Origin of the sequence: Paenibacillus sp. FSL H8-0168 (assembly GCF_038592955.1) — a bacterium.
Lineage (GTDB): Bacteria > Bacillota > Bacilli > Paenibacillales > Paenibacillaceae > Paenibacillus > Paenibacillus polymyxa_B.
On record NZ_CP151948.1, the window covers coordinates 5,022,847 to 5,035,000 of the forward strand.

At 46.7% G+C, this 12,154-nt stretch carries 6 protein-coding genes, 11 tRNA genes and 2 rRNA genes (1 of these 19 cut by a window edge); all 19 read right to left on the minus strand.

Annotated features, from left to right (window positions below):
• Window positions 1–130: 130 nt before the first annotated feature.
• Window positions 131–1,471: a phosphoglucosamine mutase gene (glmM, locus tag MHI21_RS22175; RefSeq protein WP_013312125.1), complete on the minus strand. Its 1,341-nt coding sequence runs from the start codon at window positions 1,469–1,471 to the stop codon at window positions 131–133.
• 60 nt (window positions 1,472–1,531) lie between these two features.
• On the minus strand, window positions 1,532–3,001 hold the full coding sequence (locus tag MHI21_RS22180; protein WP_341163021.1) for a CdaR family protein: 1,470 nt from the start codon (window positions 2,999–3,001) through the stop codon (window positions 1,532–1,534).
• Complete coding sequence (cdaA, locus tag MHI21_RS22185) at window positions 2,998–3,831, minus strand: diadenylate cyclase CdaA (RefSeq protein ID WP_013312127.1); 834 nt, start codon at window positions 3,829–3,831, stop codon at window positions 2,998–3,000. The genes MHI21_RS22180 and cdaA overlap by 4 nt, the downstream gene beginning before the upstream one ends.
• A gap of 221 nt (window positions 3,832–4,052) precedes the next feature.
• The gene (locus MHI21_RS22190) at window positions 4,053–4,676 is read right to left on the minus strand and encodes a zf-HC2 domain-containing protein (protein ID WP_013312128.1); all 624 of its coding nucleotides are present in this window, start codon (window positions 4,674–4,676) and stop codon (window positions 4,053–4,055) included.
• Between the two features lie 150 nt (window positions 4,677–4,826).
• Window positions 4,827–5,393: an RNA polymerase sigma factor SigW gene (sigW, locus tag MHI21_RS22195; RefSeq protein ID WP_016818747.1), complete on the minus strand. Its 567-nt coding sequence runs from the start codon at window positions 5,391–5,393 to the stop codon at window positions 4,827–4,829.
• Between the two features lie 191 nt (window positions 5,394–5,584).
• Window positions 5,585–8,377 carry a phosphoenolpyruvate carboxylase gene (gene ppc, locus MHI21_RS22200; RefSeq protein WP_250260341.1) on the minus strand — a complete coding sequence of 931 codons (2,793 nt, stop codon included), beginning with the start codon at window positions 8,375–8,377 and terminating at the stop codon, window positions 5,585–5,587.
• A 738-nt stretch (window positions 8,378–9,115) separates the two neighbouring features.
• Window positions 9,116–9,186 (minus strand) — tRNA-Gly (locus MHI21_RS22205).
• Between the two features lie 9 nt (window positions 9,187–9,195).
• Window positions 9,196–9,269: transfer RNA gene (locus MHI21_RS22210), tRNA-Pro, on the minus strand.
• A 20-nt stretch (window positions 9,270–9,289) separates the two neighbouring features.
• Window positions 9,290–9,366, minus strand: a tRNA-Arg gene (locus tag MHI21_RS22215).
• Window positions 9,367–9,371: 5 nt separating this feature from the next.
• Window positions 9,372–9,446 (minus strand) — tRNA-Gly (locus MHI21_RS22220).
• A gap of 10 nt (window positions 9,447–9,456) precedes the next feature.
• Window positions 9,457–9,537, minus strand: a tRNA-Leu gene (locus MHI21_RS22225).
• 11 nt (window positions 9,538–9,548) lie between these two features.
• Window positions 9,549–9,624, minus strand: a tRNA-Lys gene (locus tag MHI21_RS22230).
• Between the two features lie 4 nt (window positions 9,625–9,628).
• Window positions 9,629–9,703, minus strand: a tRNA-Gln gene (locus tag MHI21_RS22235).
• Window positions 9,704–9,758: 55 nt separating this feature from the next.
• Window positions 9,759–9,834 (minus strand) — tRNA-Val (locus tag MHI21_RS22240).
• An 11-nt stretch (window positions 9,835–9,845) separates the two neighbouring features.
• A tRNA-Glu gene (locus MHI21_RS22245) sits at window positions 9,846–9,917 on the minus strand.
• An 11-nt stretch (window positions 9,918–9,928) separates the two neighbouring features.
• Window positions 9,929–10,001 (minus strand) — tRNA-Thr (locus MHI21_RS22250).
• A gap of 3 nt (window positions 10,002–10,004) precedes the next feature.
• Window positions 10,005–10,080, minus strand: a tRNA-Asn gene (locus MHI21_RS22255).
• Window positions 10,081–10,099: 19 nt separating this feature from the next.
• Window positions 10,100–10,216 (minus strand): 5S ribosomal RNA (gene rrf, locus MHI21_RS22260).
• Between the two features lie 77 nt (window positions 10,217–10,293).
• Window positions 10,294–12,154 (minus strand): 23S ribosomal RNA (locus MHI21_RS22265) (it continues 1,067 nt past the right edge of the window).

The following is a 12,154-nucleotide window of genomic DNA, read 5'->3' on the forward strand; positions in this document are numbered from 1 at the left end:
ATTCAGCTAAGTATCATTTGGCAATGACACTTTATTCATAATTACACCATGAAGGCCATAAATCGTTAGTAAATAACCGCAAACGCCGTTGCCTGCTTCTTTTTCACAGGCAACCGACGTTTACAAAATTTTAAACTAATTCTTTCTTCACGACATCTACGATCTGACCGACAAATTGCTCCAGTTCGTCCTTATCCGGACCTTCGGCCATCACACGAATAAGTGATTCTGTGCCTGAAGCACGGACCAATACACGCCCATTATCGCCCAATTGTTGTTCCACCTGCTCAATTGCTTCTGCAATGGCAGGATTCCCTTCGTAATTGCGTTTGTCCTGCACACGCACATTTACGAGCACTTGCGGATACTGTTTCATGAGCGATTTTAGCTCACTCATTTTCTTGCCGGAAGCTTTCAAGGTATCTACCAGCTGAATCCCAGTCAGCATGCCATCGCCTGTCGTATTGTGATCCAGGAAAATAACATGGCCAGACTGCTCACCGCCTAGGTTAAATCCACCCCGACGCATTTCTTCCATCACATAACGGTCCCCGACCGCAGTTTTTGCAGTCTTGAGTGCCAGCTTTTCAGTAGCTTTATAAAAACCGATATTACTCATCACTGTCGATACAATGGTGCTGTCCTTGAGTTTTCCCGCACGGTTCATTGCATCTCCGCAAATGCAGAGAATATAGTCGCCGTCTACCTCTTCCCCGTTCTCATCAATCGCGATCAGACGGTCGGCATCGCCGTCAAAGGCCAAACCAATATCTGCTTTCAAGCGTCGTACTTCCTCTTTCAGCTTTTCAGGATGAGTCGAGCCGCAATGATCATTGATGTTCAAACCGTTCGGCTCGGCACCAATAGTGTGTACCTCAGCTCCCAGTTCTGCAAAAAGCTTCGGTGCCAGCTCATAAGCTGCTCCGTTAGCACAATCCAGTACAATTTTTAACCCTTCAAAAGAATGGCTAATTGTTGTTTTCAAGAACTCCAGATAATCGTAGCGAGAATGCTCGTCTACAACAACCGTTCCCAATCCACCGCCAATCGGACGAGGCAGTTGGTCTTCTTTTGCATCCATGAGCTCTTCAATTTTCAATTCCGTTTCGTCTGTCAATTTAAAACCGTCACCGCCAAAAAACTTAATGCCGTTGTCTTCAACTGGATTGTGTGATGCTGAGATCATTACACCAGCGTCAGCTTTCAATTGACGTGTGAGATATGCCACCCCAGGTGTCGAAACAATACCTAGACGAACCACATTAGCCCCAATGGACAGCAAACCGGCTACAAGAGCCGATTCCAGCATCAGTCCGGATATCCGTGTATCCATACCAATAACAACTGTCGGTTTCTCTACATTACCTGCTAAAACATATCCGCCGCAGCGGCCAATGCTATATGCCAGTTCGGCTGTAAGTTCCTGATTAGCAACGCCTCGTACACCATCTGTACCAAAATATTTCCCCATGTAAAATGACTCCCTTTTTTTGTCTAATAAATCTTGATTATTTACTACAGATAAAACATGTTATGGCTGACTGTTCTCCGAGGTTCCATTCGCAGAAGAATCTGCGCCGTTATGAGGATTTGTTTTATCCTCCGCAGCTGCGTTGTCCCCGGTCTTAGCGTCAGAATCCCCACCTTGACTGCCTTGCCCCTCCTGTGGCCTCTCCTGCCCCTTTTCGCCACTACCAGAGGGGTTTGATTCATTCTCATCATTCGGATTCGTTACAGCAGGCGTAGAAGGGCTCTCAATGTTGACCGTTGCCTTTAGTTGGCCAGCATTTCCGGCTTGCGTAATATATTTAGGCAAGCCTACTTTCAGAGTAACCTCGTGTTGACCAGCCGCGAGGCCACTTACATCTGCCACCAAACTAATATCATCATTGGTTAAATTGTTTACCATATCCTGCGGGCCCTTCACAGTAACATCCATCGTCTTACCTGCGGGTGCTGTAACAGTAGTAGTCGCTTTATCTCCTGCACCTTGTAAAACGATTGGGATGCCTGACAGCGTCCGTTCCGTATCTGTGACTTCATTGGAAGGGACGACGGTCACCTGAATTTGTATTGACCCTGGCTCGATTTTATCAGAACCTGAGGGGGCTGCCAAATTAGCTTGAACTGTACGAGTTCCCGCTTCCGTGAATTGACTTAAATCCAATGTAGCCGTGACGTAAGAGCTGAGGCTGCTCAATACATCCTGCGATGCATATACCGCCGCTTCCTTCACGTTTGCATTGACTTTAGAAAGCGCCAATCCGTCTGGCAACTCTCCAGCATAGACAATCTTAACAGGCACAGATTTCGCCTGCTGAGTTACCGGAATTTCAACGGACACAGTGGATGGCTCAATGACCGCTTCTGTAAGTTCCTGTCCCTTTTTGTTATAAGCCTTCAGTTTTACACGCTTCTGTTCAAACTTTTCTGAGATACCATCCGTATTAACAGCCCCTTGAACGGCAGTAACGGTACTCAACTGGCTTTTAGGCAAGGTAACCTTCACGGCTTGAGGAGCAATTACAGGCTTCCCAAGCTGCAGTCCCCCATCTGGGTTTCCTTTAGGAACTATAGATACATTAAATGATTTCGTTTGTTTTTCCTCAATCGTCACTGTAACACGGTTAGGAGTCATAGACACCAACTCCACTCCATCCGGCAAGTCCGGTTCGAGTGGCAATGTTTTAGTACCTGCTCCTAAGCCGTTTAAGTTTAGCTTTGCCTGATAATTATCCGCGAAAAAAGAAGTCAGCACAGAGCGCTGTCCTCTGACCTCCATCTTAACATGGTCAGTATCCATGGTAGACAATACATATTTTGAATCATCCAGACCACTAGCCTGAATGCCCACATTATCAATCACTTTATTATTATAAGAAACGGTCAGCGTAGATGAAGGTGTACCTGTATCTAGATGGACCATTCCCCACAGCAGAACAGCAACCGCAAGCGCCAATATCTTGGAAATCGTGTTATTGTTAATCCATTTGTCCATCATGAATTTCCACGGCCTCCCCTCCGATTCCAGAATGAGCCGCGTTTTTCCTTCAAAGACGGTGTTGGCCGCAACTCCTCATACAGCTTGGAGATTAGGGATTCTTCCTTAATGTCGCGCACGACCTGTCCATTAATGGCCAAAGAAATTTGCCCTGTTTCCTCCGATACCACGACAGTTACGGCATCCGTTACCTCACTCACCCCAATCGCAGCCCGGTGACGGGTTCCCAACTCCTTGCTGATGAACGGATTTTCCGATAATGGCAAATAACAGGCCGCAGAAGCAATCTGTTTATTTTGAATAATCACCGCACCATCATGCAAAGGCGTATTAGGAATGAAGATGTTAATTAGCAGTTCAGAACTGACTACGGCCTGTGTCTTGATACCAGACTCCGTATATTCGTTTAGCCCTGTCTCGCGCTCAAATACGACCAAAGCTCCTATTTTCCTACGTGATAGATAATTCAGCGCCTTAATCATTTCTCCGATTAACTTGTTAATCTCTTCATCATCCGCAGACGAACGCCCAAATAATTTGCCACGCCCCAACTGCTCCAGCGCACGACGCAACTCAGGCTGAAAAATAATAAAGATAGCCACCACACCAAAGGTGAACATCTGGTTCATCAACCACTTGAGCGTATACAAATCAAACCAGGTGCTAACCGCCCAAATGACAACTAGAAACAGAATCCCTTTCAACAATTGAACTGCACGCGTTCCGCGAACAAGTAAAATAAGCTGATACATAATATAGGTTACGATCAAAATGTCGATAATATCTTTAATGGACTCTTTCCAAGTCAGGTCCGCAAAATAATCCAACATGCGCATGCCCCCGCAATTTTCTGTAGTGAGTGGGTGTAATATGTACACAGTATGCTCTCTCTATCTAGGTTATAACGATCAGGCTCACGTTGCAAGCTGTGTGACAAAAGAACCGCTAAAATCAGTAAAATACAGTACAATTCGCCAGCTTCATATACAAAAAAACGCCTTTTCCAGCGGAAAGAGGCGCTCGATATTGTCCTTGCCATTTCAAGCTTCTTTTATGGAGAAGAGGGTCCCCCGAACAAATCAGTAACCTTGTACCAAATCCAATCCAAGGTTTGATCAATACTTTTAACCTGTCCTGCAATATGGGCGGTGGACGCTTGATAATAAGAACCATCAATCACAGTTACATTTCCTTCCACATCACCGTATACACGGGCTTCACCATTTTGCACTGTTAAATCTCCGGCAATGGATTTCCCTTCAGGCACAATCACAGTATCACCCTGAATAACGACTTGATCCAGTTGGCTTCCTTTGACTACCAATTGATGGTCCGTGCTAGAAAAGCTGGCCATGCTTGAGCATATAACAATAAGGAAGAAGGCAGCGGCTGTTACAGCGGGATGCCTTTTCACCCACGTCAGCATAGGCACCGCAGTCTGTCTTTTATGCGGCGGCAAAGCATTCATAATGCGAAATGTCAGCTCATCCGATACACACGGCACTTGATGATAGCGTGTACCGTAAAGCATCGCATCCGTCCGCTCCAGCTCTTTAAAACGCATGCGGCATTCCGGGCAGTCTAACAAGTGCTGTTCCAACTCATGTTTGTCCTGCTCAGACAGGTCGCCATCTAGATAGTCATGCATAAAAGAGACGGCTTGTTTGCAATCCATATGAGCCAATCCTTTCTAATATTCTTCCGTGTTTCTCAACATAACATGCTCCGGCTTAGAAACTTTGCTCATCTTACATACGTTACAACGAGCATTATGTTTCATAAAAACATCTATGCAGACTCTTTTCCTAGAATCTAAGCGTATGATCTATAGCTTGTGCTCCAGTTTTTTGCGCAGAAAATCCCGCCCCCTGTGTACTCTTGTCTTAATAGTGGTAACTGGGAGATTGAGCACATCGCTGATTTCCTGTAAGGAAAGCTCCTGCAAGTACCGTAAAACCATAATCGTTCTGTATTTATCTGGAAGGCTGTCAATGGCGTCATGAATCAAAGCCTGCGTTTCGGACAGAAGCGTACTCCCCTCAGGGGTAAGCTCTTCACTGGCGAGCATGGCGTACCCATCGACACCTTCCTGATCATTCATTTCAGCATCAAGTGAGTATGTAGGTTTTCTCCTTCGCAGACGATCAATGCACAGATTTGTAGCAATTCGATAAATCCAGGTTGAGAACTTCTGTCCATGATCATATTTTTCCAAATTACGATACACACGCAAAAAAGTTTCCTGCACCAGATCCTCCGCCTCATGGCGATTACCTAGCATCCGGTAGGAAAGATGAAAAATCCGATCTTTATATAACTCGACTAACTCCGCAAAAGCTCGCTGATCGCCTTTCTGTACCAGCCTTACCAAGCGGCTTTCCATATTATCCACTCTATACTCCCCCAGACTTGCTGATGGGTTACTTATTACATGTTTATGATTATTCATCGTAGTTTAATTTTATCCGGAAATCAACTGTAGTATTGTTACTAACTGCAAGCACGCCTGCCATCAATATACAAACAGCACAATCGGGCACCCCATGAGTACCCGATTGCCTGTATTCGTACAACCGTACTATATCAGCCCGTATTTCTTAAGCCTGCTGCAATTCCGTTAATTGTCAACAATACCTCACGCAGCATTTCAGTGTCATCACCGTTCTGATCCCGAAGCTCCCGTAACTCACTTAGCAATTGAACCTGCAAGTAACTTAACGGATCGACATAAGGATTACGCAACCGGATAGATTCCTGAATAACCGGCACGTCGTCCAAAATCTCGGATTGTCCGGTTATTTTCAAAATCAACTCAGATGTCAGCTTGAACTCCGCTGAAATCTGCCCGAAAATACGCTGCCGGGCCTCTTCGTTATCCGACATCCCAGCGTACTCTTCTGCAATCAGTAAATCCGCTTTAGCGATTGCCATTTGCAGTGTATCAATAAGTGACCGGAAGAAAGCAGAGTCCCTAAACATCGTTTGCAGCACTTTAAGGTTATCCTCATTGTTTTGATAGAAGCTTTGCAAACCTGTTCCAGCCGCATACCATGCAGGTAACAAGTAACGGCTTTGTGTCCATGCAAAAACCCATGGAATGGCGCGTAAGTCCTCAAAACGTTCGCTGTTCTTACGCTTGGACGGACGAGATCCAATATTCAGCTCACCCACCTCAGGCAACGGTGTAGATTCTTTGAAGAAGTTGAAGAAATCCGGATCTCGGAAAATCAAATCCTGATACTTATCCAGTGAAACTTGCGAAATGCGGGCGATAATCTCCTCCCAGCTCTCCTCAAACACTTCCTTCTTCCCGGAACGATGATATGCTACAGCCGTAATCAGCGCCGATGTTGCCTGCTCCAAGCTCCGGTACGCGATGCCTCTAAGCGAGTATCGGGATGATAGTACTTCGCCTTGCTCCGTGATTTTGATTCCGCCTCCAATCGTATGAGGAGGTTGAGCCAAAATACTGCGATTAAGTGGCATTCCTCCACGACCCAGCGCACCTCCACGACCGTGGAAAAACTTCACTTTTACGCCAAACTCATTAACTACTTCCGTAATGCTGTTCATAGCGACCCGAAGTTCCCAGTTCGCTGTAACCACACCGCCATCTTTATTACTGTCCGAGTATCCCAGCATAATCTCTTGAAGCTGGTCCATCGCAGCCACAGATTGTCGATATACAGGCAAGTTCATCAATCTTCTCATAATATCGGGTGCAGCGTGCAGATCATCTATCGTTTCGAACAAAGGGACGGATTGCAGCGTACAGATAACAGTGCCATCCTTCTCGATGCGGAACAGGCCTACCTCTTTGGATAAGACCATAACCTCCAGTAAGTCACTGGCTCCCTGAGTCATACTGATCAAGTAGCTTGTAATGGACTGCTTGCCGAATTCCTCCTGAGCCAAATAAATCGTACGATATACGTCAAGACATTCCTGTGTGCTATCGCTATATTTTAAATACGGTGAAGTAATCGGACGAGGTTCATTCAGCAGCTTTTCCAGCAGATTTATTTTTTCCTCTTCTGATAGCTTACTGTAATCCGATACAATATTCATTTTAGACAGAATTTCAGTCATCGCATTTTCATGTTCCTGACTATGCTGACGCACATCCAGCGTAGCTGTATGGAATCCAAACAACTCTACCTGGCGAATCATCTTTTGAATATATGTGTTTGCCACATAATCGGCAAAATGATGACGCAGGCTGTTGTCAATAACATTTAGGTCTGCAATGAGCTCTTCCGCAGAATTATAACGCTCATTGGTACCCTGTTTGCTTTCATCCAGGATGTTGTTCACTTTAGCAATCATATATGCCAGTTTAATGCGGTAAGGCTCTTTTTCGTTATGCCATACTTCCATCTTTTTAAGTGTAATATGAGTACGGTCTTCTTCAATAGAAGCCAGCAGATCATCGGAAACTCGCACAATGCTGGTGCTGAAACTCAAGTAACCCATGAGTTCCTTTAACGTGTGCTGATATTCTCTCAAAGCCAACTTGCGCTGCATACGTAACGTTTCCCAAGTCACATGAGCTGTCACAGACGGATTGCCGTCCCGGTCTCCACCGATCCAGGAACCAAATCTCAGATAAGTGGGTATGTGCCATTTTTGTTCGGGATAATATTTGTCCAAACATCGTTCCAATTCTTGGTACACATCTGGCAGTACATGAAACAAGGTCTCGTGAAAATAATACATTCCATTTCTTACTTCATCTAATACAGTTGGCTTGCGATCACGCAGCTCATCTGTCTGCCACAGCGTAATTACTTCGTTTAGCAGATTCTCCCGTACCTGTTCCCGCTCACGTAAGGTAAGCATCGGATTATCCAGCAGCATGACGTCCTCGGAAATGCGCTTGTGGATATCAAGTATTACTCGTCGTGTCGCTTCTGTAGGATGTGCGGTCATGACCAGTTCCAAAGAGAGCTCATTCAGCAAGTTGCTAACGTCCTCGGCGGAGAAGCCCCCTTGTTTAAGCTCCTGAACGGAACTTTCAATGGAACCAGGTTGAACATCTTCACCAGCGGAATGCTCATAATCCCGCTTACGACGAATACGATGGTTTTGCTCAGCGATATTCACCAACTGAAAATAAATCGCAAACGCGCGAATAACCTGGTGACGAATATCCGTATCCAGTCCGCTGACCATTTGTTTGAAATCCTCATACAACTCCGGTTGATACCCGGCACGTAACGATTTACTTGTCTCACGTATTTTCTCCACGATATCCAAAAGTTCGTTGCCACCCTGATGAACCAAAACCTCACCAAGAATATTCCCTAGAAAACGAACGTCCCGCCGCAGCAGATTGTTGGATTGGTTTTTGTTAGCGGTTAACGTAAGCTCAGTCATGCTTTTCCCCCCATCTGATCTGTTCCACACCATATACAGTTGTAGCAAAGGTACGTATACACACGAAATTTGACACTTTCTTAACATCATACAATAAAAACGCATGAAAAGCTGCAAAATTTACAGTAAAAAATCATGTTTTTGAAATACTTTTTTTGAGAAAATATTGGATTTTTATGCAAAAGGATGAAATTGATAATAGAAATGAATGTATACACTAGTGATGCGTGAAACATTATGCACAGTCTCTTATAAAGAGTGTGGTTTTAAAGGTGCAAATTCATGCAACATGATGTGTATATGTTTATTAATTGTTGACAAAGTCAACCCTATTATCCTTCTATCCACAAAGATATACACAAATTAGCCATATCCTCAGTGTTTCTAGGGCATTTTCTCTTTAAGACTTCGCTTTTTACCCACATAAATAAAGGGGAATGTGCACAACGCAAGAGCAGATGCAGAGTTATCACCATGAATTCGTACCATAATAGCTATAGGATTCCTATATTCAAAGGATTTGATCACGAAATTAGCCTTACTGCAGGAGATCGGGGGTACGCTAGAGGGGAAATTCGGGATCTAGATGTCATAAGTAACAAGAGCCTATGTACAATATGCACAAGTCATCCCCAACTGTGCATGACAGGAGACATAACTGCATTAACTTATATACATAGAAGTAAATGTAATGTGGACAAAATAAAAAGAAGCCTTTCGGCTTCTAGGTAATCGGTAAGCGGGTGATGGGAATCGAACCCACGCTATCAGCTTGGAAGGCTGAAGTTCTACCATTGAACTACACCCGCAAATTAGTATCGGGATGACACGATTTGAACATGCGACCCCCTGGTCCCAAACCAGGTGCTCTACCAAGCTGAGCTACATCCCGATATTATACTTTTTTAAATATGGCGCGCCCTGAGAGATTCGAACTCCCGGCCTTTTGATTCGTAGTCAAACGCTCTATCCAGCTGAGCTAAGGGCGCAAATATGGAGCGGACGACGGGAATCGAACCCGCGACCCTCGCCTTGGCAAGGCGATGCTCTACCGCTGAGCCACGTCCGCAAAAACAAGATGCGCGTGGAGGGACTTGAACCCCCACGTCAAAGACGCTAGATCCTAAGTCTAGTGCGTCTGCCAATTCCGCCACACGCGCATGTAATACAATGGTGAGCCATGAAGGACTCGAACCTTCGACACCCTGATTAAAAGTCAGGTGCTCTACCAACTGAGCTAATGGCTCTTAATGGCTGGGGATATAGGATTTGAACCTATGCATGACGGAGTCAAAGTCCGTTGCCTTACCGCTTGGCTAATCCCCAATATGCATATGATTCACAATTCCCCAAGATTTCATCCAGGTAAGAGGATGAAAAATGGTGGAGGCTGAGGGGCTCGAACCCCCGACCCTCTGCTTGTAAGGCAGATGCTCTCCCAGCTGAGCTAAGCCTCCATACTATCCTATGACCCGTAGGGGATTCGAACCCCTGTTACCTCCGTGAAAGGGAGGTGTCTTAACCCCTTGACCAACGGGCCATCCTATAACAAGCTCTCAACCGGGTTCGAACCGGTGACCTCATCCTTACCATGGATGCACTCTACCTGCTGAGCTATGAGAGCAAATGGCTCCCCGAACAGGACTCGAACCTGTGACAACTCGATTAACAGTCGAGTGCTCTACCAACTGAGCTATCAGGGAATATTAATCATAAAGCTCTGCTTGGCGACGTCCTACTCTCCCAGGACCCTGCGGTCCAAGTACCATCGGCGCTGGAGGGCTTAACGGTCGTGTTCGGGATGGGTACGTGTGGAACCCCTCCGCTATCGCCACCAAACATGAATTTACATCGTAAATTCTACCTTCAAGGTTACACCCTGAAAACTGGATCCGAAACTCATTTGCGTTTTATTTTAGGATAAGCCCTCGACCGATTAGTATTGGTCAGCTCCATGCATTACTGCACTTCCACCCCCAACCTATCTACCTCGTCGTCTTCAAGGGGTCTTACATACTGGGAAATCTCATCTTGAGGGGGGCTTCACGCTTAGATGCTTTCAGCGCTTATCCCTTCCGTACATAGCTACCCAGCGGTGCTCCTGGCGGAACAACTGGTACACCAGCGGTACGTCCATCCCGGTCCTCTCGTACTAAGGACAGCTCCTCTCAAATTTCCTACGCCCACGACAGATAGGGACCGAACTGTCTCACGACGTTCTGAACCCAGCTCGCGTACCGCTTTAATGGGCGAACAGCCCAACCCTTGGGACCTACTTCAGCCCCAGGATGCGATGAGCCGACATCGAGGTGCCAAACCTCCCCGTCGATGTGGACTCTTGGGGGAGATAAGCCTGTTATCCCCAGGGTAGCTTTTATCCGTTGAGCGATGGCCCTTCCATGCGGTACCACCGGATCACTAAGCCCGACTTTCGTCCCTGCTCGACTTGTAGGTCTCGCAGTCAAGCTCCCTTCTGCCTTTGCACTCTTCGAATGATTTCCAACCATTCTGAGGGAACCTTGGGGCGCCTCCGTTACTCTTTAGGAGGCGACCGCCCCAGTCAAACTGCCCACCTGACACTGTCCTCGCACCGGATCACGGTACCAAGTTAGAACCTAGATACGATCAGGGTGGTATCCCAAGGATGCCTCCTCTCAAGCTGGCGCTCAAGATTCTACGGCTCCCACCTATCCTGTACAGATCGTACCCAAATTCAATATCAAGCTGCAGTAAAGCTCCATGGGGTCTTTCCGTCTTGTCGCGGGTAACCTGCATCTTCACAGGTATTAAAATTTCACCGGATCTCTCGTTGAGACAGCGCCCAAGTCGTTACGCCATTCGTGCGGGTCAGAATTTACCTGACAAGGAATTTCGCTACCTTAGGACCGTTATAGTTACGGCCGCCGTTTACTGGGGCTTCGGTTCATAGCTTCGCCCCGAAGGGCTTACCACTCCCCTTAACCTTCCAGCACCGGGCAGGCGTCAGCCCGTATACTTCGCCTTGCGGCTTCGCACAGACCTGTGTTTTTGCTAAACAGTCGCTTGGGCCTTTTCACTGCGGCCCCCTCGGGCTATTCACCCTACCGAGGCACCCCTTCTCCCGAAGTTACGGGGTCATTTTGCCGAGTTCCTTAACGAGAGTTCTTCCGCGCGCCTTAGAATTCTCTTCTCGCCTACCTGTGTCGGTTTGCGGTACGGGCACCTTCTCCTGGCTAGAGGCTTTTCTTGGCAGTCTGAGATCATGACCTTCGCTACTACAATTTTCGCTCCCCATCACAGCCCAGCCTTAACGATGTGCGGATTTGCCTACACATCAGCCTCACTGCTTAGACGGACATCCATCAGTCCGCGTCACTACCCTACTGCGTCACCCCATTGCTCATAACGGATTACGGTGGTACAGGAATTTCGACCTGTTGTCCTTCGACTACGCCTATCGGCCTCGCCTTAGGTCCCGACTTACCCTGAGCGGACGAACCTTCCTCAGGAACCCTTAGGCTTTCGGCGGATCTGATTCTCACAGATCTTTTCGTTACTCATACCGGCATTCTCACTTGAATGCAGTCCAGCGCTCCTTACGGTACACCTTCAACCCGCATTCAACGCTCCCCTACCCCTGATGCAAGCATCAAGCCATAGCTTCGGTGGTGTGTTTAGCCCCGTTACATTTTCGGCGCAGAGTCACTCGACCAGTGAGCTATTACGCACTCTTTCAATGGTGGCTGCTTCTAAGCCAACATCCTGGTTGTCTGTGCAACTCCACATCCTTTCCCACTT

What these genes read in the sequence shown, in the direction of transcription:
- glmM (WP_013312125.1), bottom strand. Translation starts at nt 1,471, where the DNA reads ATGGGGAAATATTTTGGTACAGATGGTGTACGAGGCGTTGCTAATCAG.
- ppc (WP_250260341.1), bottom strand. Translation starts at nt 8,377, where the DNA reads ATGACTGAGCTTACGTTAACCGCTAACAAAAACCAATCCAACAATCTG.
- MHI21_RS22180 (WP_341163021.1), bottom strand. Translation starts at nt 3,001, where the DNA reads ATGATGGACAAATGGATTAACAATAACACGATTTCCAAGATATTGGCG.
- MHI21_RS22190 (WP_013312128.1), bottom strand. Translation starts at nt 4,676, where the DNA reads ATGGATTGCAAACAAGCCGTCTCTTTTATGCATGACTATCTAGATGGC.
- cdaA (WP_013312127.1), bottom strand. Translation starts at nt 3,831, where the DNA reads ATGTTGGATTATTTTGCGGACCTGACTTGGAAAGAGTCCATTAAAGAT.